This is a genomic window from Methylobacterium sp. SyP6R (assembly GCF_019216885.1).
Classification (GTDB): domain Bacteria; phylum Pseudomonadota; class Alphaproteobacteria; order Rhizobiales; family Beijerinckiaceae; genus Methylobacterium.
Map to the genome: position 1 here is coordinate 5,279,452 of NZ_JAAQRC020000001.1, position 23,912 is coordinate 5,303,363.

A 23,912-nucleotide genomic window follows, 5' to 3' on the forward strand; every position below is an offset into this window, starting at 1 on the left:
CGGCGCCTCGCCGGATGGGCCGCCCGCGCAGTGGCGATCCGGTCCACTGTCCCCCCGGTCGATAGCGCAACGCGGCGCGGAGCCCGGCGACCTGTCGCAACGGCAGACTTGACGCCCTAAAATATTAGTGCACCAATGGATGAAAGTATGGAGCGATCCGTCGTCGCTCAAGGGCCGGCAGAGCCCGCAGGCAGCAAAACGGGGGAAACATGACGATCACACGCCGCAATGCGGTCGCGGGGCTCGCGGCCGGGGCGGGGCTCGTCCTCGGCGGGCGCGCCTGGGCGAACCTCGCCCTGCCGACCTCGCCCGTCGTCGTCACGGTGGTGGATGTCGCGGGCAACCTGGCGCTCACCCAGAAGGCGATCGAGGCCTATCGCCGGGCAAAGCCCGGCATCGTCTCGCGCTTCGCCTTCACCAAGGCGCCGGCGCCGGAACTGCCCTCGAAGCTGAAGGCCCAGCAGGCCGCCGGCCGGGTCGACATCGACCTTGTGCTCACCGGCACCGACGGCATCGCCGCCGGCATCGAGCAGACGCTGTGGATCGACCTGAAGCCCTATGCCGGGCAGTTGCCGAAGCCCGCCGACATCTATCAGCCCGCCGCGCTCAGGCTGAACGGCCTGGCGCAGGGCCGGGGCCTGTGCGTCGCCTGGTACCCGTCGGGCCCGCTGATCGAGTACATGCCCGAGCGGGTGAAGACGGTGCCGACGAGCGCCGAGGAGCTTCTGGCCTGGGCGCGCCAGAACAAGGGCAAGTTCATGTATGCCCGTCCGGCCAATTCCGGTCCCGGCCGCACCTGGATCATGGGCCTGCCCTACATCCTCGGCGACAAGGACCCCAAGGACCCGGACAAGGGCTGGGACAAGACCTGGGACTACCTGAAGGCGATCGGCGAGACGGTCGACTACTACCCGGGCGGCACCTCGCAGACGATGAAGGAACTGGGCGAGGGCAGCCGCGACATCATCGTCTCGACCACCGGCTGGGACATCAATCCCCGCGTGCTCGGCGTCGTGCCGGCCGAGGCCAGGGTCGGGACGCTGAAGGATTTCCGCTGGGTGGCGGACGCCCATTACATGGCGGTGCCGAAGGGCGTGCCCGAGGAGAAGCTCGCGGTCATCCTCGACCTGATGGCCTTCCTGCTCCAGCCGGCGCAGCAGGCCTATACCTACGACGAGGGCTACTTCTATCCGGGCCCTGCCGTGAAGGGCGTCACCCTCGACATGGCCCCGCCGGAGAGCCGCGCGGCGATCAAGGACTTCGGCCGGCCCGAATACGACCGGATGATCGCCGACCACCCGATCGAGATGCCGCTCGACGCCGACAGGATGGTGGTGGCCTTCCGCCGCTGGGACGAGCAGGTCGGCTCCGGCAAGAAGCGGTGAGCCATGCCCGATACACGACAGCGTCCGGCCTTATGCCACCCGCAACCTCATCCTGAGGTGTCAGTCCATCAGAGATGGACTGACCTCGAAGGAGGGCTCCAGTTGGCTCGGAGACTTCTGGAGCCCTCCTTCGAGGTCAGTCGATCGAAGATCGACTAACACCTCAGGATGAGGTCGCGGGTGGGATAAGGCCGGTGCCGCACATGAACCGTCCCGTCGTGTACAGTGGCGTTGCGATTGGTCGCTACTCTATATATTCTATTTTGCCGCATTTTCTATGACGAGCCAGTCTCCGCTTCGTCGGGAAATGCTCTAACGCCGCAATGGTCGCCCGCAAAGAGGCGACGCGGCAGGAGAGGACACCGATGGCACGCCATCACGAGGCGCCGCAGGACCTGTGCTTGAGCGGCCTGAGCCGCCGGTTCGGCGCGATGACCGCCCTCGACGGGCTCGACCTGACGATCCGGGGCGGCGAGTTCATCGCGCTCCTCGGCCCGTCGGGCTGCGGCAAGTCGACGGCGCTCAACTGCATCGCCGGGCTCCTGCCGCTTACCGGCGGGTCGATCCATCTCGGCGAGCGCCGCATCGACCGGCTGAAGCCCGAGGAGCGCGGCTTCGGCATGGTGTTCCAGAGCTATGCGCTCTTCCCGCACATGACCGTGGCGAAGAATGTCGGCTTCGGCCTCGCCATGCGGGGCATCAAGGGCCAAGAGGCCGCGCGCCGGGTCGAGGATGCGCTGGCCCTGGTGCGGCTGCAATCGCAGGCCGCCAAGCTCCCGGGCCAGATGTCCGGCGGCCAGCAGCAGCGCGTCGCCATCGCCCGGGCGATCGTGATCGAGCCGCCGGTGGTGCTGATGGACGAGCCGCTGTCGAATCTCGATGCCAAGCTGCGACTGGAGATGCGGGCCGAGATCCGCCGCATCCACGACGCCATCGGCTCGACCACGATCTACGTCACCCACGACCAGGACGAGGCCCTGTCGATGGCCGACCGGGTCGTGGTGATGCGCGACGGGCGCATCCGCCAGGTCGGCACGCCAGAAGATCTCTACGAGCGACCGAGCCATCCGGACGTCGCCGACTTCATGGGATTCCGCAATCGCCTGCGCGGGCGCACGGTCGCGGTCAGCGGCGACCGGGCCGAGGTCGAGATCTGCGGCACCCGCCTCGCCGGTACCCTGCGGGACGCTCTGAGCCCCGGCGCTCCGGCGGTCGCGGCGATCCGCCCGGAGGACCTGACGATCGCGGCCGACGGCCTGCCAGCCCGGGTCGCCAGCGTCGAATATCGCGGGCGGGCCTTCTTCGGCACCGCCGTGGCGCAGGACGGGACCGAGCTGTTCTTCCGCTCCGACCGATTGGTGTCGCAGGACGAGACCCTGTGCTTTGCCGCCGCCTCGCCGCGGGTCCTGGTCTTTCCCGGGGAGGCGGCGTGACCTCGGCCTCGCTTCCCAAAACCTCGCTTCCCAAGACCGCGCCGGCCCGCGAGGAGGCGCCGCCGCTCTCGGTGCGGCTGGCCGCCCGCGGCCTCGACGGCACCACGCTCCTGGTGCTGCCGGCGCTGCTGACGATCCTCGGCCTGTTCGTCTATCCCTTCGCCTATGGGCTGGTGCTGTCGTTGCAGCCGAAGGCCGGGGCGTGGTGGGCGAACTATGCCCGCTTCTTCTCCGACCCGTTCCTCTACGACACGATCGGCGCCACCTTGCGCCTCGCGATCCCTGTCACTGTGCTCAATCTCGTGCTCGCGGTGCCCATCGCCTTGCGCGTGCGGCTGATGCGCAGCCAGCGGCTTCTCACCACCATCCTGGTCCTGCCGATCACGCTCGGCACCGTGCTGGTGGCGGAGGGCCTGCTCAACTTCCTCGGGCCGCAGGGCTGGTTCAACCGCAGCCTCGTCTGGCTCGGGGTGATCGGGAGCCCGCTCAAGCTCACCAACAATTACTGGGGCGTGTTCGCCTCGCTCCTCATCACCGGCTTCCCGTTCGCCTTCCTGCTGACGCTCTCCTCCGTCACCGGCATCGATCCGGCGCTGGAGCAGGCCGCGGCGACCCACGGCGCCAATGCCTGGCAGCGCTTCCGGACGGTGATCCTGCCGCTGATCCTGCCGGGACTTGCCGTGACCTTCTGCCTGTCCTTCGTCCAGGCCTTCTCCGTCTTCCCGTCCGCGGTGCTGCTCGGGGCGCCGGCGGGCGCGACGCGGGTGATCTCGATCGCAGCCTACCAGGCGGCGTTCGAGGAATACGATTATTCGCTCGCCTCGGCGATCGCGATGGTCATGGCGGCGGTGCAGCTCGCCATCGTCGGCCTGCTGCTCTGGGGCCGCACGCTCCTCTATACCGGCCCGGTCGGAGGCACCAAGGGATGATCCGCGACACCGGCCTCGTCTCGCGCCTGTGGCGGATGGCGGTCTGGGCCGTCACGCTGCTGTTCTGCCTCAACCTCATGGCGATGATCGCCGCGGTCGTGCTCAACTCCTTCGCCACGCGCTGGCTCGGAACCTGGCTGCCGCTCGGCCTCACCACCCGCTGGTACGCCTCGGCCTGGGACGAGTTCCAGCTCGGCGACGTGCTGGTGGTGACCCTCCAGGTGGTGTTCCTGGTGGTTTGTCTCTCCGGGCTCCTCGGGGTCACGGCGGCCTACGCGCTGGCGCGGCGCGACTTTCCGGGCAAGCGGCTGGTGATGCTGGTCTTCCTGCTGCCGCTGCTGGTCCCGCCGATCACCTACGGCATCCCGCTCGCCACCGTGCTCTACCGGGCGGGGCTCGCCGGCACGCTCTGGGGCGTGGTCCTGGCCAACCTCGTGCCAAGCGTGCCCTTCGTGGTGCTGGTGATGATCCCGTTCATCGAGCAGATCGACCCGCGCATCGAGGCGGCGGCCCGGGTCTTCGGCGCCGGCACGGGCCAGCTCTTCCTGCGGGTGCTGCTGCCGCTCCTGATCCCCGGCATCCTCGCCGCCCTGCTGCTGGTGCTGGTCCGTACCATCGCGATGTTCGAGCTGACCTTCCTGGTCGCCGGGCCGACGAGCCAGACCCTGGTGGTGGCGCTCTACTACGCGGTCTTCGCCGCCGGCGTGCGGGCCGGACAGTCGATCGACGCCATGGCGGTGGTCTACATGGCGGTGACGCTGGTCTGGCTGGTGATCGCTTTGCGCTTCGTCAACCCGACGCAGATCGTCGCGAGGGCAAAGCAGCCGGCGGCCCATTGACGGTCTTCACCCTGCGCCGCCGTGTCGGCGCAGGACGAGGTGGGACGTCGGGCCAGACCCCGATCGGTGTGACCCGGTGCGAGGGGCCGGAAGGGGGCGGGGAGACGACACGGGCCCTCCGCCCGGGCGTGGACATCGGGATCCAATCTCGCCCGACTCGACAGCCCACGATGAATTCGCGCGCACGCGACGGCGGATTTCGCGACTCATCGCGGTGCGTCTGACGTTGAGACAATCGTGGGTTGCTTCGCCGATGTCTCACGGTCTTCGCCGATAAGCTGCGGCTTAGCGAAAATTTATAGCCGGCCATTCATTCTCGCGGCTCCTCCCCGGAGCTGCGCTCGGTCAATGGCCTCCTGGTTCGCGACACTCTCGATCAAGCACCGGATTGCCGGCGCCCTCGCCCTGCTCATCGTCTGTCTGCTCGTCGTGAGCGGCGTGGGCCTGCATGCCGTCGGCACGCTTGCCGGCGACCAGAGCCGTCTCGGCAAGAACACGCTGCCCAGCGTGCGGTATGCCGGCGAGCTGCGCGGCAACGTGATCGATGCGCGCGTCAGCGTCGTCAACCACATCCTCTACGCCGAAGCCGCGCGGATGCGGACCGAGGAAGAGGCCCTGTCGAAGAAGACCGAGGCCGTGGTCGCAGCGATGCGCCACTACGAGCCGCTGATCGACGGTGCGAAGGAGCGTGAGCTCTTCGCGGTGTTCGATCGCGAATGGAAGAACTATCTCGCGGCCATCCCGGCCGTGCTGGAACATTCGCGGACGGGGCGCAAGGATCTGGCGTTGCGCGAGAACCTCACCAACGTCCGTCCTCACATCAAGGCGGCCTCGGAGGCGCTCGAGAAGATCGTCGCCCTCAACAACGACAACGGCGAGAAGGCGGTCGCCCAAGGAGAGGTCACCGCATCCGGCGCCGAGCGGATGATGTTGGCGATCGGTGTCGTTGCCTTGGTGCTCGCCGCCTCGCTGGGGACGCTGATCGTGCGCAGCATCTCGGCCAGCGTCCGCGCCATCCTGGAGCCGATGCGGCAACTCGCGGCCGGTGATCTTGCAGTCACGATACCGCATCAGGGCGAGCCGAACGAGATCGGCCAGATCGCCGATGCCGTGCAGGTGTTCAAGGAGTCGAGCATCGAGGCCCGGCGGCTGGCCGCCCTGCAGGCCGAGGCCGATGCCCTCAAGATGCGCCGGGCCGAGATCCTCGATCGGATCACCCGCGGCTTCGAGGCCGAGGCCGGCGCGCTCACCGAGGAACTGGCGGCCGCCGCGACCGAGATGGAGGCCACCGCGGCATCGATGACGGAGATCGCCGCGCAGACCAACACGCTCGCGGCCCATGTCGCGGTGGCCGCCGAGCAGACGTCGGGCAACGTGCAGCAGGTCGCGGGTGCGACCGAGGAGATGGCGGCCTCCGTGCAGGAGATCAGCGGGCAGGTGACGCATTCGGTCGGGATCGCCGCCTCCGCCATTGCGCGCGCACGGGAGACGGGCACCATCATCCGGGAACTGTCGGACAGCGCCGACCGGATCGGCGCGGCGGCGGGCCTGATCTCGGGGGTGGCAAGCCAGACCAACCTGCTGGCGCTGAACGCCACCATCGAGGCGGCCCGGGCCGGCGAAGCCGGGCGCGGATTCGCGGTGGTGGCCGCCGAGGTCAAGACGCTGGCCGAGCAGACGGCCCGGGCGACCCAGGAGATCACCGCCCGGATCGGGGCGATCCAGTCCGCCACCCGCGGCGCGGTGGAGGCGGTCCAGGGCGTGAGCGGCACGATCGACGACATGTCCGGCATCGCCACCCACATCGCCTCGGCGATCGAGGAGCAGGGTGCGGCCACGCGCGAGATCGCCCGGAACGTCCAGGAGGCCGCGCAGGGGACCCGGCAGGTCACGGGCCATATCGAATCGGTGCGGGCCGGCGCCAGCGAGACCGGATCGGCCGCTGTGCAGGTTCTCGGCGCCGCGCGCACCCTCGCGGTACGGTCCGACGGGCTCAGCCGTGCCGTCCGCGGCTTCCTGGACGAGGTCCGGGCGGCTTGATGCATTTTTCGACGAAGTAAATACCGGCGTATCGCAGAAAATGCGGCACGCTCAAAGATCTGGGGCAGAACTACGATTGCGGCGCCACACTACGCGATAGAATCTGCTCCCAGCGTCGCATGCCCTTCCCGCCCACGACCTCATCCTGAGGTGTTAGCCGATTGAAAATCGGCTGACCTCGAAGGAGGGCTCCAGGGATCGCACAGACTTATGGAGCCCTCCTTCGAGGTCAGTCCATCAAGGATGGACTGACACCTCAGGATGAGGTTGCAGATGGGAAAAGCCTGACGATCGCGGACTTTGCGCCAGTGTCGTGTACCGCGTCGCAGCGCGATCGGGCGCTGCCCTAGCCGAGCGGGACAACCGGGGATCGGCGGGGTCACGCCACCTTCACCCCCGGAACCGCCACACCCCCGTCCGCTTGATCTCGGAATCCTCCAGCGCCCGCGTCACCGGCACTTCATAGGTCGCCACGTTCTCCAGCCGGTCCTTCGGCAGGTAGGCCCGGCCGGGATCGCCGAGCAGCACCCGGGCGCCGCGGGCGTGAAGTCCCGAGAGCCAGTCGCCGACCCGCGCGGCGAGGTCGCGTTCGTAGAAGATGTCGGCGGCGAGCACGCAATCCCAGCCGTCGTCGCGGCCGATCAGGTCGGCGCTTATCGCGGTGATCCGATCCGCGACGCCGTTCTCGGCCGCGTTGAGGCCGATCGCCGCCAGCGCGAAGGGATCGAGGTCGCTCGCCGCGATGGATGTTGCGCCCGCCATGGCGGCCGCGATGGCGACGAGGCCGGAGCCGGAAGCGAAATCGAGCACCCGGGCGCCCGCGACCGTCTCGGGGTGCTCCAGCACGTAGGCCGCGAGCGCCTGGCCTCCGGCCCAGGCGAAGGCCCAGAACGGCGGCGGCAGGCCGATCTCGCCCAGTTCCTCCTCGGTCCGGCCCCACAATTCCGTCGCCTCGTCGGCGACGTGCAGGCGGATCGCCGGGGCGTGCGGCACCGGGCGCAGCGCCGTGTGAGTGCGGATGAAGGCGAGGGGGTCCATCAGGCGAGGTCCGCGTAGAGCCGCAACACCCGCCCCGTCACCGCCGCCTCGGTGAAGCCGCCCTCGACGATGCGGGTCCGTGCCGCCGCGCCCATCCGGGCGACGAGAGCGGGATCGGCGGCAAGCCGCACCATGGCGGCGGCGAGCGCGTGTGGATCGTCCGGCGGCACGACCAGCCCCTCGATCCCGTCCCGCACCAGGGTCCGGCAGCCCGGCACGTCGGTGGTGAGGATCGCCCGGCCGCTCGCCGCAGCTTCGAGGAGCGCCCGCGGCAGCCCCTCGCCGCCGCGGGACGGCAGGCAGGCGACGTGGGCCTGGCTCAAGGCTGCGGCGACGTCGCCGGTGGCGCCGTGCCAGGTGATCCCGTCCCGCGACCAGTCGCGCAGGGTCGCCTCGGGGATCGCGCGGCGGTTCGACGGGTCGGGGGCGCCATAGAGCGACAAGTCCAGGTTCGCGCCCTCCGCCCTCGCGAGGCGGGCGGCTTCCACCGCGGTATCGACCCCCTTCGACCACAGCATCCGGGCGGTCAGCACGATCCGCAACGGGCCTTGCGGCGGCAGGGGTTTCGGCACCCACGCCTCCGGGTCGATCCCGGCCCCGCCGATGATCGTCACGCGAGGGCTTTCGGGATCGAGGCCGAGCAGCCGCGCATCGTCCGGATTCTCGAACAGGTAGCGGGTGCGCGCCGTCTCCAGGGGACCGCGGATCAGGAGCCGCAGGGCGGCGCGGGCGAGGCGCCCGGTCCGATCCTGCCGGGCCCCGATCAGCCCGAGGCCGGTGAGCGCGTAGACCCGGGACGGGATGCCGGCGAGCACGGCCGCCGCGCCGCCGACCAGGATGCCGCGCAACGCGATGCAATGGACGATGTCGGCCTGGAGGGCCTTCAGGATCGCGGCGAGCTGGCCGGCGGCATAGCCCGCCGCCATCGGGTTCAGGCTCGATCGCTCGGCCTCGAGTTCCACCACCCGGGCGCCCGTCGCCGCGATGACGTCGCGATGCGCCCGCACCCGGGTAACGACCGAGACCGGGTGGCCGGCCGCCACCGCCGCGCGGGCCATCGGCAGGAAGTGCGAGGCGAAGAACCAGTCCTCGGTGACCACGAAGGCGATGTGCGCCCGCTTGTTCTCCCGGCTCGCGTCCTGTGGCTGCACCCGGTCCCTCCCGCTCGTCGAGCCCCCTCCCTACAGGCTGGCGCCGCGCCGGGATACCGCGGCCTGTCATGCCCCGTGACGGCAGGAACCGGGACGGCCGAGCGCCAGTTGAGATCGACTTGAACCGCGCGAGGTCGTGATACCCATGCTGTCGGATGCCGAGAGGGCGGAATCGGCCGCCGAGGATCGCGTCGACACCCGCGACGCCGCCCGCGAGGCGGGCCTGCGCTACGTGAGCGACGAGGAGCCCGGCTATCGCCGCAAGCGCAACGGGCGCGGCTTCACCTACGTCGATGCCAAGGGCGCGAAGGTGCAGGACCAGAAGGCGCTGGCGCGCATCAAGGCCCTGGCGATCCCGCCGGCCTATACCGACGTGTGGATCTGCCGCTACGCCAACGGCCACATCCAGGCGACCGGGCGTGACGCTCGCGGCCGCAAGCAGTACCGCTACCATCCCGAGTTCCGCCAGGCGCGGGACAGCACCAAGTTCGCCCACATGATGACCTTCGCGGAGGTGCTGCCCGGCATCCGCGCGACGGTGCAGGAGCATATGGGCCGGCGCGGGCTGCCGCGCGAGAAGGTGCTGGCCACGGTGGTTCACCTGCTGGAGACCACCCTGATCCGGGTCGGCAACGATGACTACGCCAAGCAGAACAAGAGCTACGGCCTCACCACCCTGCGCGACCCGCACGTCAAGGTGGAGGGCAAGGAACTCACGTTCCGCTTCAAGGGCAAGAGCAACAAGGTCTGGGAACTCGCCGTCCACGACCGAAGGGTGGCGAAGATCGTGAAGGCCTGCCAGGACCTGCCGGGCCAGGAGCTGTTCCAGTATCTCGACGAGGACGGGGTGCAGCGGGACGTGACTTCGGCCGACGTGAACGCCTACCTGCGCGAGATCACCGGGCGCGACATCACCGCCAAGGACTTTCGGACTTGGTCCGGCACGGTGCTCGCCGCCATGGCTCTGCGCGAGTTCGAGGCCTTCGACAGCGAGGCCAAGGCCAAGCGCAACGTGCGCGCGGCGATCGAGCGGGTGGCGGAGCGGCTCGGCAACACGCCGACCATCTGCCGCAAGTGCTACGTCCACCCCGAGATCCTCGGCTGCTACCTCGACGGCGAGCTGCTGCTCCAGGTCAAGGACGAGGTCCAGGCGGCGCTCCGCGACGAGATCGCCTCCTTGCGGCCGGAAGAGACGGCGGTGCTCGGCCTGCTCCAGGGCCGCCTGGCCCGGGTTGAGCGGGAGGCGAAGAAGGGGCGCACCAAGGCCGGCACGAGGAAAGCGGAACCCGCGACCGGGCGTTCGATCAAGGGCGGCTCATCGCCATCCGAAAAGACCCGGCGATCCGAAAAGACCCGGTCCGGCAAGGCAGGGGCCCGCAAGGCCGCCTGATCCGGCCGGCAGGACAAGTCCGACGATGGCGGTCGCTCAAGGACCGCCCGATCCCGCGCCGCCCCTCAGTGAGGGACGACGCGGTGCGCCTCGTGGGCGATGCGCCGCAGGGGCCGGGCTTCGCCCTCCAGCACCGGCGCCAGGCCGATCTGCCGGGCGAGCTGCACCAGGTCCTTGAGCCGGCCGGTCTTGGTCTTGCGGCGCAGGTTGAGCCGGTGGGTCTCGACGGTGCGCACGCTGACCGTGAGGCGGCGCGCCACCTCCTTGTTGCTGAAGCCGGCGGAGAGGAAGCGCAGCACCTCGGCCTCCCGCGGGGTGAGGCCCAGGCTCTCGGCCGCGGCTTCCGGGGCCGGCGCTTCCGCCTCGCCCTCGTGCAGCGGCAGGCCGTGGGCGAGCGCCAGGATCGTCGCGCAGATGTCCTGCGGGGTGCTGCCGCGGGCCACGAAGGCGTCGGCACCGGCGGTCGCGAACCGGCCGATCTCGGCGGCGTCGGCGGCCTTGAACGCCACCAGGATCCGGGCGTCGGGCGCCCGCTCGCGCAAGGCGGCCACGGCGTCCGGGCCGTATTCGGGCGCGAAGGCCAGGACGACGCAGGTCGTGCCCGCATCCTCCAGCTCTTCCTCGCCCACCGTGCGCAAGGCCGGGCTGTGTTCCAGCGTCGCCCGGAAGGCGGCGCCGAGATCCGACGGCTCGTTGATGATCAGAACCCTGACGGCGTCACTCATGCCGTTTGCCTCCGTCCCAGCGCGATACAGGCGCGGTGCCCATGGAGGAGACGGATCAAGCCGCGTTCCACTCCGGCGGGGGAGAGCGGGGCGGGGATGGACTCCCCGGCCTCGGCATGGCCCGCCCGAGGGGCGGAATGCCTAGGTAGACCGACTCCGCGTCAGGATGTCGCAAAACCCTGGCCGGACGGGGTCGGAGACCAGGGCTGCGGGGACGAAAGGGCCGGACCAGTTTGGAACGCGGGCCTCGGTATTTTCCCGCAATGGGTCAGGCCGGGACGCGACACGCGGAGGCGTCTTCGGGCCTTCCCGCTCGCCGGGCCGACCCGGCGCGCGCCGCACGGCCGTTGCGAAAGGCCGGCTCGCAAAACGAAACCGGACGCACGATAATGAGGGTCAGCGCCGTTCGGGTGTGAATGGGGAACCGCTGGTTGCGCACGTCATGGGGGAAGACAAGAGCGCCCGTTTCCGCGGCGGCAAGAAATCTGCGCGTGACCGGCTCTTCGGTGTCGACGATCCAGGGTTCTGGAACTGGTATCATCGCAAGGAGAAGGGCCGGACGGGGGGCAGTGGACGTGACTTCGGCACTGTCGATGAGGTGCGCGAGTTATACGACGAATGGGTGCAGCTTGGTCGTCCGAAAGCGAAGTGAGATGTGAACATGAATCTCGCCTTCCTGATCGATAATGCACGTCGAGAGCCCGGTCATCCTCGCCTTGAAGGTGACGATCTCGTCGTTCATGCGTTGCGCAACGCTCGCTTCGCCGGTGACGATGACAAGAGCGATCTGGCCAATCTCGTGGCGGATGTCCTGAACAGGACGGATTCGAGCAAGGTCCGCAATGCGGCGGCGCTACTCCTGACTGATTTGATTGGCAGGGGCGCCGATCAAAGTATCATTCGACTGCTCGAAAGGCCAGGCATGCTCAAAATGTCAGGGTCTCTGCTTTTCGCGCTCAACAATATCGAAGCAATTCTTCCGCTCGACTTGATCGTGACGATCATAGAAGAGGGCTCCCTCGAGGCGCAAGGCGAAGCGCTGGTGTTTCTGGAGAGCGGGCGAATCACGGAAACGACTGATGATGCCGTCCAGGCGTCGAGGCAACGCCTCCAAGACTTGTCGGCCCGGACGAACGACAAGAACCTCAAGATAGCGGCTGACATCGCGCTCGAATGCCTGGACGATATTTCATAATATATCGTCCAGGATTCGGTATCTGGTGACTTCGTCGAGATTTATCGACCTCCGCGCAGGCCGGCCAGGTATGTCGAGGCGTCGCCTCTTCGAGGCGTGCGGACCTGGTCGGGCGCGGAGGACGGATTGTCCCTTGATCTCCGGAGGGCCGGTCTCATCCCGCCCGCGCCAGGATCAGGTCGGTGGCCGCCGAGACCACCCGGTTGCGGCCGGTGCTCTTGGCCTCGTAGAGGGCGATGTCGGCGCGCTTGAGTAGCCCGCCGACGGTCTCGCCCTCGGACCAGGCGCTGACGCCGAAGCTCGCGGTGAGCTGCACCGGGCCGCGCTGGCCCTTGAAGCGCAGCTGTGTGCAGCGCAGCCGCAGGCGCCCGGCGGCGGCCTCTGCCTCCTCCAGGGTGCGCCCCGGCAGGGCCACGGCGAATTCCTCGCCGCCGAGGCGCCCGGCGATGCCGCCGGCCTCCGTCAGCATCTCCGCGGCGACGCCCCGGATCGCCGTGTCGCCGACATCGTGGCCGTGCTGGTCGTTGATGGTCTTGAAGTGGTCGATATCGACCACGACCATCCCCACCCGGCCGTGGGCGCCGGCCCGGTCGGTCATGTCGCCGACCCGCTGCAGGAAGGCGCGGCGGTTGAGGAGCCCGGTCAGCGCGTCGGTCTCGGCGAGGCGAATCAGCTCGCGCTGCATCCCGGTCATCCGCTCGGCGGCGCGCAGGCGGGCATAGAGCTCCTCCGGGCTCGGCGGCTTGTCGATGAAGTCGTCCGAGCCGCTGTCCAGCGCCTCCGACAGGTTGCGGGCGTTGCGGGCCGACGACATGGTGATGATGTAGAGTGGCCGATGCGCATCCGCGAGGAGCCGGGCCGACCAGCACAGCTCCAGGCCGCCGAGGGGGCGGACCTCGAGGCTGGTGATCAAGGCGGTGACCGACGCGTTGTCGGTGACGAAATCGAGCGCTTCGCGCGAATCCGTGAAGGTGTCCACGGTATGGCCGCGGGGCGTCAGGAGCCCGCTGATGACCTTGAGCACCACCCGGCTCGGATCGACGACGACGATATGCATGGCGCCCCCAGGCAGGAGGACTGACTCCCGCTTCCCGCGACGAAGTTGCGCGCGAAGGTTTAACGCCGCCTCAAGACGGGCCGGGCGAGCGGCGATCTTACCGTGACGGAGCGCAAGACTGTTCCGACCACCAAGACTGTCCCGACCACGCCGGACGGGCGCTACATCGTGGTACGCGGGCGGCTGTGGCGCCGCTCCGACCCGGATCTGCCGGCGGAGCGCCGCGAGGCCCTGGTGCAGGACCTGATGCGGGCGCGCCGCGCGGTGCGCGACGCCAAGGGGGAGGGGGGCGCTGCCCTGGCGGCGGCCCGCGCGGCGGTCGATGCGGCCAAGCACGGGCTGGGCGAGCGAGGGCCTCCCTGGTGGACCGACGGGGCGCCGGACTACACCCGGCACCTCGCCCGCAACACGCCCTACGCGGCGTGGTTTTCCGGGCTGGAGGAGGGGTGAGCCGTCAATCGACGATGCCCAGCGCGCGCATCCGCTCGACCGTCTCCACCAGCTTCGGCCCGGTATCCTTGCGCAGCACCTCCTCGGTGAGCAGGAAGGCCGGGCCGCTGATGTTGAGGGCGAAATGACCCCGCCCGCCCGGGGCCTGGATCGGGGCGGCGACGGCGTTGATGTCCTGGTGCCAGATGCCGATGCCGACGCAGAAGCCGTGCTGGGCGATCTCGGCGGCGCAGCGGCGATAGGTCTGCTCCAGCTTGCCCGCCTCGGCGCCGTCGCGGCGCAGGCGGGTCATGAGCGCGGTGCGCTCCGCCTCGTCGAGGCTCGACAGGGTCGCCATGCCCATGGCGCTGCGGGCGAGCGGCAGGCGGTAGCCGACCTCGCTCGACAGCACGATGCGCTGGCCCTCGCCGCGCCAGAGCTGGACGTAGACGCTCGACAGCCCGTCGAGGAGGCCGAGCGCCACGTGCGCCTGCACGGCGGTGGCGAGGTCCTGCAGGAACGGCTTCACCATCTGGGGGAAGGAATTCTGGCGCAGGAAGGCGGAGCTCAGCGCCAGCACCGCGGGCCCGAGGCCGTAGCGCTCGTCCTCCGGGTCGTGCACCAGGTAGCCGAGGGCGAGCAGCGTGTGGGTCAGGCGCGAGACGGTAGGCTTCGGCAGGCCGGTGCGGGAGGCGATCTCGCGGTTGCCCAGCATCTCGGCCGCGTCCCGGAAGGCGCGCAGGACCTGGAGCCCGCGAGCGAGCGCGGTGACGAATTGCCGGTCGCCGTCCTCCGGCTCCGCTGCGTTCTGTACGATCGAGCTTTTGGCGATCGCATTTTCGGCGACCGTGTCCTGCGTGATCGCGCCGGCGCGCGCCGCCACCGCCTGTGCCATGCTGCCGCCTCCCTCCCACGCCCTGTTCTGCGGATCCCGCCCCGGGCTGCCATAGGGTGACGATCCGGCGCCGGCTCGGCAACATGTTTCGCGATGCGGATCGTCATTTCGCGTCTTGACCGGTCCCGGATGGGGAGGCACTGTCGGACCAAGGGGGCGAAGGCCCCCGGGCGACGCCGAATACGGCGCGCTGCAAGAACACGGGAACGCCATTCCAGGAGGACGCCTTGGTCAAGACCCTCGCGCGCATCACGGCCGCCGGCCTCATGGCCCTGGCGGCCTCGACTGCGCTCGCCGCGCCGATGAGCCTGAAGATCGCCTTCGTCGATCCGCTCTCCGGCGGCGGGGCCAGCACCGGCGAGGCCGGGCTGAAGACCTTCCAGTTCATGGCCGACCAGCTCAACGCCAAGAACTCCGACCTCAAGCTCGAGGTGATGGGCTACGACAACAAGCTCAACCCGCAGGAGAGCATCGTACAGCTCCAGAAGGCGATCGATTCCGGCGCCCGCGTGGTGGTGCAGGGCAACGGCTCCTCGGTCGGAGCCGCGCTGATCGACTTCGTCGGCAAGTACAACGACCGCAATCCCGGTAGGGAAATCCTGTATCTCAACTACGCAGCGGTCGATCCGTCGCTGACCAACGCCAAGTGTAATTACTGGCACTTCCGCTTCGACGCCAATTCCGACATCAAGATGGCGGCCCTGACCAACTACATCAAGGGCAAGCCGGAGATCAAGAAGGTCTACCTGATCAACCAGGACTACTCGCACGGCCAGGCGGTGCGCGCCGCGGCCCGGGCGATGCTGAAGGAGAAGCGGCCCGACATCCAGATCGTCGGCGACGAGGTGGCGCCGCTCCAGAAGGTCAACGACTTCTCGCCCTACATCGCCAAGATCAAGGCCTCGGGTGCCGATTCGGTGATCACCGGCAACTGGGCGCAGGACATGGCGCTGCTGCTGAAGGCCGCCGGCGATGCCGGCTTGCAGGCCAACTTCTACACCTATTACGGCGGCGGCAGCGGCGGGCCGACGGCGATCAAGCAGGCGAACCTCCCCGATCACGTCTTCCAGATCTCCGAGGGCTACGCCAACATCGACTACAAGCCCGCGCACGACTTCGAGACCGCCTTCCGCGCCAAGACCGGCCAGGAGCTGACCTATGCGCGGGTCGTCAACCTGATGAACGTGCTGTCGAAGGCGACGCTCACCGCCAAGTCGACCGATCCCAAGGCCATCGCCAAGGCGATGGATGCGATCCACAACGACACGCTCTACGGCAAGGACAGCTTCATCCGTCCGGACGACCACCAGATCTTCCAGCCGATCTACATCTCGCGCTTCGGCCCGGTCGATACGTCGAAGGTTCTCGACAGCGAGAATACCGGCTGGGGCTGGACCGGCGACGGCGTGGTCGAGGCGAAGGACACCCTGCTGCCGACCACCTGCAAGATGGATCGGCCGAGCTGAGGCGAAAGGCAGGGCGCCCCGATCCGGCGGGGGACTCGAAAGCCCTGTACAACTTACGCTTTCCCAAGCCACGACCTCATCCTGAGGTGCCGCGTAGCGGCCTCGAAGGAGGGCTCCAGTTCGCTCGGAGACTTCTGGAGCCCTCCTTCGAGGTCAGCCGATCTTCAATAGGCTGACACCTCAGGATGAGGTTCTGGGTGGGAGTCACAGGTACGTCAGCCAGACCGCGCTGTCGTGGACGGTGGTCCCATTCGCTAGTTTTCGCCAAGCCTTGGCTGGGTATCGAAAATTGGAGATGAATAGGCAGCCTGATGCGTCAGCATCTCGGGCCGTCGGCATGAGTCCGGCGGGTGCCTCCCGCCCTGCACCCGCCCTTTCGGCATCCCGCACCGGCAGGAGACCCCGCGTGCTCGAACTCGTCATCATCTCGACGCTGAACGGCGTGCTCTACGGGATGCTGCTCTTCCTGATGGCGAGCGGCCTGACCCTGATCTTCAGCATGATGGGCGTGCTCAACTTCGCGCATGCCAGCTTCTACATGCTGGGCGCCTTCTTCGGCTACCAGATCAGCAAGTTCACCGGGTTCTGGATCGGCCTCGTCGCCGCGCCGGTCGTGGTCGGCGGGATCGGCGCGCTCGTCGAGCGCTACGGCCTGCGCAACGTCCACCGCCACGGCCACGTCCCGGAACTGCTCTTCACCTTCGGCCTCGCCTACGTGATCGAGGAGGTGGTGCAGATGGTGTGGGGCAAGCTGCCGGTCGATTACCGGGTGCCGGCCGTGCTCGACTTCCCGGCCTTCACGGTGTTCGGCACCAACTACCCGGCCTACAAGCTGTTCATGCTGGTGATCTCGGTGGTGATCTTCGTCGCCCTCTTGGTCGCGCTCACCCGCACCCGGGTCGGGCTGATCATCCAGGCGGCGCTGACCCATCCCAACATGGTGGCGATGCTCGGCCACGACGTGCCGAAGGTGTTCATGCTGGTCTTCGGCGTCGGCACGGGCTTGGCCGCGGTGGCGGGCGTCATCGCCGGGCCGGCCCTGGTCACCCAGGCCAACATGGCGGGCCTGCTCGGGCCGATCCTGTTCGTGGTCGTGGTGGTCGGGGGCCTCGGCTCCCTGACCGGCGCCTTCGTGGCCTCGCTCCTGATCGGGCTGGTCCAGACCTTCGCGATCTCGCTCGACGTCTCGGTCGCCAGCGTCCTGCAATCACTGGGCATCGACGCCGCGCCGTCCGGCGGCGTGCTCGGCGATCTGTGGACCGTGACGATCGCCCAGATCGGGCCGATCATCCCCTATCTCCTGCTGGTCCTCGTGCTGATCGCGCGGCCGACCGGCCTGCTCGGGAACCGCGAAGCATGAGCGACCTCGCCGACATCGCGCCGTCCGGCGACTGGACGCAGGCCGGCCGCCGCCCGTCGATCCGCCCCAAGGGCCTGAGCCTCGCCGCGCAAGGGCTGCCCTGGCTCCTCGCCGGAGCGATCCTGGTCGCCGCACCGCTCGTCTTCACCAGCGGCACCGCGCTGACCATGATGAGCCTGATGGGCATCATGGTGGTGTTCTCGCTGTCCTACAACATGCTGCTCGGCCAGACCGGGCTCCTGTCCTTCGGGCACGCGGTCTATTACGGCTTAGGCGCCTTCTTCACCGTCCACGCGATGAACCTCGTCGCCGGTTTACGCCTGCCGGTGCCCCTGCCGCTGATGCCGGTGGTGGGCGGGCTCGCCGGCCTCGCCTTCGGGATCCTGTTCGGGGCGATCTCGACGAAGCGCGCCGGCACCGTGTTCGCCATGATCTCGCTCGGCATCGCCGAACTGGTCTCGTCGGGCTCGCACATCCTGCACAGCTTCTTCGGCGGCGAGGAGGGCATCACCGCCAACCGCACCAAGATGCTACGGCTGTTCGACCTCAGCTTCGGGCCGCAGATCCAGGTCTATTACCTGATCGCCGCCTGGTGCCTGATCTGCGCGCTCGCGATGTACGCCATCACCCGCACGCCGCTCGGGCGCCTGTGCAACGCCGTGCGGGAGAACCCGGAGCGGGTCGAGTTCCTGGGCTACGAGCCGCAGGCGATCCGCATCACCGCCTTCTGCCTCTCGGCGATGTTCGCGGGCGTGGCGGGGGCGCTCGCGGCGATCAATTTCGAGATCGCCAACTCGGCCTATCTCGGCGTGCACCAATCGGGCGTGGTCTTGCTCGCGACCTTCATCGGCGGCATCGGTACCTTCATCGGCCCGGTCGTCGGTGCCGTGGTGGTGACGCTGCTCCAGGTCTCGCTCAGCGACCTGACGGAGGTCTGGCAGCTCTATTTCGGCCTCCTGTTCATCGCCATCGTGATGTTCGCCCCCGGCGGCATCGCGGGCTTGGCCCTGATGCACGGTCCGCTGATCCGCGCCGGCACCGCGCATCGCCTCCTGCCGGCCTACCTGCTGGCGCTCGGGCCGTTCCTGCTCCTGCTCGCGGGGTCGATCGCGCTGATCGAGATGGCGTTCCGGATGCTGGTCAAGGCGAGCGACGGCACCGAGATGAGCCTCATCGGCATCTCCTTCGACGCCGCCCACATCCTGCCCTGGATCGTCGCCGGCGCGATGGCGGTCGGCGGCGGCCTCGCCTTGCGGGCCGTGCTGCCGCGGGTGAATGCGGCCTGGCACGAGGCCTCCGATGCCGCGAAGGAGAAACTCGCATGAGCGCCCCCGCGATCGAGTTGTCCGGCCTCCACAAGAGCTTCGGCCCGGCCAAGATCATCAACGGCGTCGACCTCTCGTTGCCGGTGGGCGAGCGCCACGCCATCATCGGGCCGAACGGCGCCGGCAAGTCGACCCTGTTCCACCTGATCAGCGGCCGCTTCGCGCCGACGAGCGGCACGATCAAGCTGGAGGGCCGCGACATCACCGGCTGGCGCCCGGCGGCGATCAACCGGGCCGGCCTCGCCCGCAGCTTCCAGGTCACCAACATCTTCCCCAAGCTCAGCGTGTGGGAGAACGTGCGCTGCGCGGTCTTGAGGGCGATGGGCCACGGCCCGTCCTTCTGGCGCGGGGTCGAGGGGCTGCCCGGCGTCGCCGAGCGCACGGAGGAGATCCTCTCGCGCATCCGCCTCGGCCACCGCGCCGCGGTGGCGGCGGGATTGCTGGCTTACGCCGACCAGCGGGCGCTCGAGATCGGGATCGCGATCGCCAGCGACGCCAAGGTCATCCTCCTCGACGAGCCGATGGCCGGAATGAGCCACAGCGAGAGCGAGCACGCGACCCAGCTGATCCGCGAGGTCACGACGGGCCGCACGCTCCTGATGGTCGAGCACGACATGGCGGTGGTGTTCGGGCTCGCCGACCGCATCTCGGTCCTGGTCTACGGCCGGATCATCGCCACCGACACGCCCGCCCGCATCCGGGAGAACCGCGCCGTGCAGGAAGCCTATCTCGGCGTCGCCACCGGGGAGGAGGCCGCGTGAGCGCCGCCCTCGCGATGCCGGCCGTCGGGGCCGCTCCCGCCCTCCTCGAGGTCGAGGACCTGCACGCCTATTACGGCAAGAGCCACATCCTCCAGGGGGTGAGTTTTTCGGTCGGGGCCGGCGAGATCGTGTCGATTCTCGGCCGCAACGGCGTCGGGCGCTCCACCACCCTCAAGGCGATCATGGGCGACGTGCCGCCCCGCGGCCAGATCCGCTTCAAGGGGCAAGCCATCGCGGGTCTCAAGCCCTACGCGGTCGCCCGAAGGGGTCTCGGCTACGTGCCGGAGGAGCGGGCGATCTTCCCCAAGCTCACGGTGCGGCAAAACCTGGCGCTCGGCGAGAAGGGCGGTAAGCGCGGCGGGCGCTGGTCCTATGCCGACATCTTCCGGCTGTTTCCGCGGCTGGAGGAGCGGATCGACACGCCCGGCGGCGTGCTCTCGGGCGGCGAGCAGCAGATGCTCACGATCTGCCGCACCCTGATGGGCGATCCGGATCTCATCATGATCGACGAGCCGACGGAAGGGCTGTCGCCCCAGATGGTCGCCCGCGTCGCCGAGATGATCGGCGAGATCGCGGCCCGCGGCGTCTCGGTGCTGCTGGTCGAGCAGAAGCTGACCATCGCCCTCAAGCTGTCGCAGCGCCTCTACGTGATGGGCCACGGCCACGTCGTGTTCGAGGGCACGCCGGCCGCGCTCTCGGCCAACGAGGCGGTGCGGCGGGAGTGGCTGGAAGTCTAGACGCGTGTCCTGGCCCGCGAAACGACATCCTGTCCTTGTCATCCCGGGTTCCGCTTTCGCGGCCCCGGGATGACGCTTGCAGGCGTCAGCGAACGCCGAGCAGCTCCACGTCGAACATCAGCGTGGCGTTCGGCGGGATCACGCCGCCGGCGCCGCGGGCGCCGTAGCCGAGCTCGGGCGGGATGATCAGGGTGCGCTTGCCGCCGACCTTCATGGTCGACAGTCCCTCGTCCCAGCCCTTGATGACCTGGCCGGTGCCGACCGCGAAGCTCAGCGGCTGCTTGCGGTCGAGGGAGCTGTCGAACTTCGCGCCCTTCTTGCCGTCCTGGTAGAGCCAGCCGGTATAGTGGACGTTGACGGTCTGGCCGGTCTTCGGCTGGGGGCCGGTGCCGACCACGTCGTCCTTGACCTGAAGGCCGGACGGGGTGGTGGAGAACGAAGCGGCGGAGGCTGAAGCGGTCATGGCGATCGTGAGGGCTCCGACAAGGAAGAAGGGCGAACGGCGCATCGACGGGATCGTTCCTGTGCGTGACGTCGGGACTCGAGTTAGGGCATTGCGGCGTCGAGGGACAGGGCGTCAGGCCGGCGGCAGCGATCCGGGATCGATCGTCCCGCCCTCGGCCCAGCCCATGAGCAGGTCCCGCACAGCGGCCGGATCGGCCACCCGGTGGCGGGCGACCGTGTCGCCGGGCCCGACCCGGATCGTGATCCCGCCATCCTCGTTCACCGGCACGAAGGCCTTCTCGTCGGTGAGGTCGTCGCCGATGAAGATCGCCCGGCGGCCGGCATAGGGCGCCTCGCGCAGGAAGGCCCGGATGGCGTGGCCCTTGGTGGCGCTGGCGGGCAGGATCTCGGCCACCGCCTTGCCCTGCTGCAGCCGGTAGGCCTCGCCGAGGATGCCCGCGATGGAGGACGCGGCCGATTGTGCCCGGACGGCATTGGCCTCGTTCGCGAGCCGCCAATGCACCGCGACCGAGCAGCCCTTGTCCTCGATCAGCACGCCGTCGAGATCGGCCACCGCCCGCTGCAAGGTCTCGACGCCCGCCCGCAGAGCCGGATGCGCCGCCGGATCGCCGCCGACCACCTGCCCGTCGCGGCGCATCTCGACCCCGTGCAGGCCGGCGACGTCGAAACGCTCCGGGTCCAGGAAACCGTCGACGGTGGCGATCGGCCGCCCGGTCACCAGCGCCAGCGCCCCGCCGAGGCGGCCGCGCAGCCGCGCCAGGCCCGGCGGCAGGGCGGGCGGGACCACGACGCCGTCGGGGCGGGGGGCGATCTCGACGAGCGTCCCGTCGAAATCCAGGAAGAGGGCGTAGGCTCTGTCGGTCAAGGGATCGCGTCTCCCGTCGCTGCCGAGGACCGCCGTCGAGAGAGTGCCGCGACCGGCCCGCATCCCGGGGTTAAACCGCAACCGGGCCCGCGAGGCAAAGCCGGGGAGAAGCGGGCGCGACGGCATCGTGTCGCGGGGGAAGCCGTGCCGCCGGAGCGGTGCGCCCCTCGGCCCGGAGGCAGATTGCCGGCTCTGACGCAACTTCCATCGCATGACTGCGGCGTCGATGATAGGATTCGCTCAAATATCCGCCGTTGTAAGTCGAGCCTCGGGGACGAGGCGTGTCCCGTGACACGCGCCGACCCTGTCCGGCGGGCCACAGGGCGGAGATTTTTACCCGGGACTAACCGTCATCTGCTGGTCTGGGACAGGAAGGTAACCTTTGATTCAAGCGGTCGTGATTCTTGGGCGAGATCGCGGTGCCATGATCGGCTGAACCGGACGGGGTGGACGCGCAGTGCGCAGGATGAAGACCATCGTCGACCTGTTCCGGGTCGATACCGGGAATCCCGACCTGATGCGGGCGCAGATGCAGGCCCTGCACAGCCAGGTTCCGCTGCTCTACGTCATCCTGGCGATCAACTCGACGGCCCTGGCGGTCACCTATCTCGGCGCGGCGCCGGACCGGCTCACCCTCTATCCGCTGGGTGCCCTCCTGGCCGTGTGCGCCTTGCGGCTCGGGCTGTGGCTGCGCCGGGCCCGGCAGCCGATCGACGAGACCCGGCTCGCCGCCAGGCTGTGGCTCACGGTCGTCCTCGCGGGCGTTCTCGCGGTCGGCTTCATGGCCTGGGGCTGCGCGCTCTTCGGGTACGGCGACGCCTACGCCCGGGCCCACATGCTGTTCTATGTCGGCACCACCACGATCGCCTGCGTGTTCTGCCTGGCGCAGCTGCGCGCGGCGGCCCTGCTGGTGACGGCGATCGTCACGATTCTCTTCTGCCTCCACGTCAGCAGCCTCGACAACCAGGTCATGCGGGCGATCGGCCTCAACCTGGTGATCGTCAGCGCCGCTCTGGCCTTCGTGATCCTCACCTATTACCGCGACTTCACCCGCCTGATCGGACAGCAGGTCGAGCTCGGGCGCCTGAGCCGGGAGAACCTGCGGCTCGCCAATCTCGACATGCTCACCGAGCTGCCCAACCGCCGCAGCTTCTTCGCCTCCCTGGACCAGGCCGTGGCTGAGGCGGAGGCGGGGGCTGGGCCGTTCGTCGTCGGCCTGATCGATCTCGACGGGTTCAAGCCGGTGAACGACGCCCACGGGCACGGCGCGGGTGATGCCGTGCTGCAGGAGGTCGCCCGGCGCGTGCGGGACGTGGTGGGTGAGGCCGGCGTGGTGGCACGCATCGGCGGCGACGAGTTCGGCCTGGTCCTGCGCGGCACCGCGGCGCTCGCGACGACGGGCGAGGCGATCTGCGGTGCGCTCGCGGCGCCGTTCCGGCTGCCGAACGGCGGCAGCGCCCAGATCGGCGCGTCGATCGGCTTTGCCGCCTATCCGGAGGCGGGCCACAAGGCGGCCCAGCTCGTCGAGCGGGCCGATTACGCCCTGTACTACGCCAAGGCGCAGAGCCGCGGCGCCGCCGTGCTGTTCACCGAGGAGCACGAGCGGCTCCTGCGCACCCAGAGCGTGATCGAGCAGGCGCTGCGCCACGCCGACCTGTCCCGCGAGATGAGCCTGGTCTTCCAGCCGATCGTCGACGTGCGGCGCGGCCGCACCGTGGCGTTCGAGGCGCTGGCGCGCTGGACCAGCCCGGAGCTCGGCCCGGTCTCGCCTGCGGTGTTCGTGCCGATCGCCGAGCGCTCGGGCCTGATCACCCGCATCACCGCGGTGCTGTTCGGCCAGGCGCTGGCCGCCGCCCGGGCCTGGCCGGACCGGCTCGCCCTGTCCTTCAACCTGTCGATGGCGGATATCGCCTCGCCGCAGGCCGCCGCAGGCCTCGTCGCGGCCATCCGGGCGAGCGGACTGGAGCCGGAGCGGGTGATCCTGGAGGTGACCGAGACCGCGCTGATCCAGGACGTGGCGCAGGCCCAGACCGTACTCGAGACCCTGAAGGCCACCGGCATCGCCATCGCGCTCGACGATTTCGGCACCGGCTACTCGTCCCTGAGCTACGTCCACCGCCTGCCCCTCGACAAGCTCAAGATCGACCGCAGCTTCATCAGCGAGGTCACCACCGATCCGGCCAGCCGCGACATCGTCACGTCGATCGCCGCGCTCGCCCGCAACCTGAAGCTCGACTGTGTGGTGGAGGGGATCGAGACACCCGAGCAGGCCCGCCTGCTCGAAGGGCTCGGCTTCGTGCTGATGCAGGGCTACCATTTCCACCGGCCGATGGGCTTCTCCGACACCCTGCGCTACCTGGATTCCGAGGCTGTGCGGGCGATCCGGCCGGTCCAGGGGATCGCCCGCCAGCAAGCGGTCGCCTGACG

22 protein-coding genes are annotated in these 23,912 nt (G+C 69.2%); 15 read left to right on the forward strand and 7 right to left on the reverse strand.

The genetic code is table 11. The features are described from left to right. Positions 1-209 precede the first annotated feature (209 nt). The 5 genes from HBB12_RS24175 (at position 210) to HBB12_RS24195 (ending at position 6,626) form a co-directional block, all read left to right on the forward strand. Positions 210-1,385, forward strand: a complete 1,176-nt coding sequence (locus HBB12_RS24175) for an extracellular solute-binding protein (protein ID WP_236991700.1) — start codon at positions 210-212, stop codon at positions 1,383-1,385. A gap of 365 nt (positions 1,386-1,750) precedes the next feature. After that, positions 1,751-2,818, forward strand: a complete 1,068-nt coding sequence (locus HBB12_RS24180) for an ABC transporter ATP-binding protein (protein ID WP_236991701.1) — start codon at positions 1,751-1,753, stop codon at positions 2,816-2,818. A 71-nt stretch (positions 2,819-2,889) separates the two neighbouring features. Beyond that, positions 2,890-3,747, forward strand: coding sequence for an ABC transporter permease (locus HBB12_RS24185; RefSeq protein WP_236992875.1), 858 nt, complete (start codon positions 2,890-2,892; stop codon positions 3,745-3,747). Beyond that, a complete protein-coding gene (locus HBB12_RS24190) occupies positions 3,744-4,586 on the forward strand; it encodes an ABC transporter permease (RefSeq protein ID WP_236991702.1) in 843 nt (280 codons plus the stop codon). The genes HBB12_RS24185 and HBB12_RS24190 overlap by 4 nt, the downstream gene beginning before the upstream one ends. Positions 4,587-4,823: 237 nt before the next feature. Continuing rightward, the gene (locus HBB12_RS24195; RefSeq protein ID WP_236991703.1) at positions 4,824-6,626 is read left to right on the forward strand and encodes a methyl-accepting chemotaxis protein; all 1,803 of its coding nucleotides are present in this window, start codon (positions 4,824-4,826) and stop codon (positions 6,624-6,626) included. Positions 6,627-7,016: 390 nt separating this feature from the next. Here the strand turns inward: HBB12_RS24195 and HBB12_RS24200 are convergent, their stop codons facing one another. Together HBB12_RS24200 and HBB12_RS24205 are read right to left on the reverse strand one after the other, a co-directional pair. Next, positions 7,017-7,664 (reverse strand): class I SAM-dependent methyltransferase, encoded by a 648-nt coding sequence (locus HBB12_RS24200; RefSeq protein WP_236991704.1) that lies wholly within the window; start codon positions 7,662-7,664, stop codon positions 7,017-7,019. Further along, entirely contained in the window at positions 7,664-8,815 is a 1,152-nt protein-coding gene (locus tag HBB12_RS24205; RefSeq protein WP_236991705.1) for a glycosyltransferase family 4 protein, read from the reverse strand. Before HBB12_RS24205 ends, HBB12_RS24200 begins: the two co-directional genes overlap by 1 nt. Before the next feature lie 145 nt (positions 8,816-8,960). Here HBB12_RS24205 and HBB12_RS24210 point away from each other — a divergent pair, with 145 nt between their 5' ends. Next, the gene (locus tag HBB12_RS24210) at positions 8,961-10,205 is read left to right on the forward strand and encodes a DNA topoisomerase IB (RefSeq protein ID WP_236991706.1); all 1,245 of its coding nucleotides are present in this window, start codon (positions 8,961-8,963) and stop codon (positions 10,203-10,205) included. Positions 10,206-10,270: 65 nt separating this feature from the next. Here the strand turns inward: HBB12_RS24210 and HBB12_RS24215 are convergent, their stop codons facing one another. Then, entirely contained in the window at positions 10,271-10,930 is a 660-nt protein-coding gene (locus HBB12_RS24215; protein ID WP_236991707.1) for a LuxR C-terminal-related transcriptional regulator, read from the reverse strand. Between the two features lie 442 nt (positions 10,931-11,372). Here HBB12_RS24215 and HBB12_RS24220 point away from each other — a divergent pair, with 442 nt between their 5' ends. Further along, positions 11,373-11,582: a hypothetical protein gene (locus HBB12_RS24220; RefSeq protein ID WP_236991708.1), complete on the forward strand. Its 210-nt coding sequence runs from the start codon at positions 11,373-11,375 to the stop codon at positions 11,580-11,582. A gap of 9 nt (positions 11,583-11,591) precedes the next feature. Continuing rightward, entirely contained in the window at positions 11,592-12,125 is a 534-nt protein-coding gene (locus tag HBB12_RS24225) for a hypothetical protein (RefSeq protein ID WP_236991709.1), read from the forward strand. Positions 12,126-12,279: 154 nt separating this feature from the next. Here the strand turns inward: HBB12_RS24225 and HBB12_RS24230 are convergent, their stop codons facing one another. Then, positions 12,280-13,182, reverse strand: coding sequence for a GGDEF domain-containing response regulator (locus HBB12_RS24230; protein WP_236991710.1), 903 nt, complete (start codon positions 13,180-13,182; stop codon positions 12,280-12,282). 102 nt (positions 13,183-13,284) lie between these two features. Here HBB12_RS24230 and HBB12_RS24235 point away from each other — a divergent pair, with 102 nt between their 5' ends. Beyond that, positions 13,285-13,632 carry a hypothetical protein gene (locus tag HBB12_RS24235; RefSeq protein WP_236991711.1) on the forward strand — a complete coding sequence of 116 codons (348 nt, stop codon included), beginning with the start codon at positions 13,285-13,287 and terminating at the stop codon, positions 13,630-13,632. 4 nt (positions 13,633-13,636) lie between these two features. Here the strand turns inward: HBB12_RS24235 and HBB12_RS24240 are convergent, their stop codons facing one another. Next, positions 13,637-14,506 (reverse strand): IclR family transcriptional regulator, encoded by an 870-nt coding sequence (locus HBB12_RS24240; RefSeq protein WP_236991712.1) that lies wholly within the window; start codon positions 14,504-14,506, stop codon positions 13,637-13,639. A gap of 266 nt (positions 14,507-14,772) precedes the next feature. Between HBB12_RS24240 and HBB12_RS24245 the strand changes: the two genes are divergently transcribed. The 5 genes from HBB12_RS24245 to HBB12_RS24265 all read left to right on the forward strand — a co-directional run bounded on the left by HBB12_RS24245 (position 14,773) and on the right by HBB12_RS24265 (position 20,155). Then, positions 14,773-15,972, forward strand: a complete 1,200-nt coding sequence (locus HBB12_RS24245; RefSeq protein ID WP_236992876.1) for a branched-chain amino acid ABC transporter substrate-binding protein — start codon at positions 14,773-14,775, stop codon at positions 15,970-15,972. Positions 15,973-16,378: 406 nt separating this feature from the next. Then, entirely contained in the window at positions 16,379-17,332 is a 954-nt protein-coding gene (locus HBB12_RS24250) for a branched-chain amino acid ABC transporter permease (RefSeq protein WP_236991713.1), read from the forward strand. After that, positions 17,329-18,657, forward strand: a complete 1,329-nt coding sequence (locus HBB12_RS24255) for a branched-chain amino acid ABC transporter permease (protein WP_236991714.1) — start codon at positions 17,329-17,331, stop codon at positions 18,655-18,657. Before HBB12_RS24250 ends, HBB12_RS24255 begins: the two co-directional genes overlap by 4 nt. Next, positions 18,654-19,418 (forward strand): ABC transporter ATP-binding protein, encoded by a 765-nt coding sequence (locus HBB12_RS24260; RefSeq protein WP_236991715.1) that lies wholly within the window; start codon positions 18,654-18,656, stop codon positions 19,416-19,418. Before HBB12_RS24255 ends, HBB12_RS24260 begins: the two co-directional genes overlap by 4 nt. 14 nt (positions 19,419-19,432) lie before the next feature. After that, the gene (locus HBB12_RS24265) at positions 19,433-20,155 is read left to right on the forward strand and encodes an ABC transporter ATP-binding protein (protein ID WP_236992877.1); all 723 of its coding nucleotides are present in this window, start codon (positions 19,433-19,435) and stop codon (positions 20,153-20,155) included. An 85-nt stretch (positions 20,156-20,240) separates the two neighbouring features. Here the strand turns inward: HBB12_RS24265 and HBB12_RS24270 are convergent, their stop codons facing one another. Together HBB12_RS24270 and otsB are read right to left on the reverse strand one after the other, a co-directional pair. After that, on the reverse strand, positions 20,241-20,663 hold the full coding sequence (locus HBB12_RS24270) for an FKBP-type peptidyl-prolyl cis-trans isomerase (RefSeq protein ID WP_236991716.1): 423 nt from the start codon (positions 20,661-20,663) through the stop codon (positions 20,241-20,243). A 69-nt stretch (positions 20,664-20,732) separates the two neighbouring features. Further along, a complete protein-coding gene (gene otsB, locus HBB12_RS24275) occupies positions 20,733-21,485 on the reverse strand; it encodes a trehalose-phosphatase (protein WP_236991717.1) in 753 nt (250 codons plus the stop codon). 466 nt (positions 21,486-21,951) lie between these two features. On the opposite strand from otsB, the gene HBB12_RS24280 reads away from it, so the two are divergent. Then, the gene (locus tag HBB12_RS24280) at positions 21,952-23,910 is read left to right on the forward strand and encodes a putative bifunctional diguanylate cyclase/phosphodiesterase (protein ID WP_236991718.1); all 1,959 of its coding nucleotides are present in this window, start codon (positions 21,952-21,954) and stop codon (positions 23,908-23,910) included. Positions 23,911-23,912 lie beyond the last annotated feature (2 nt).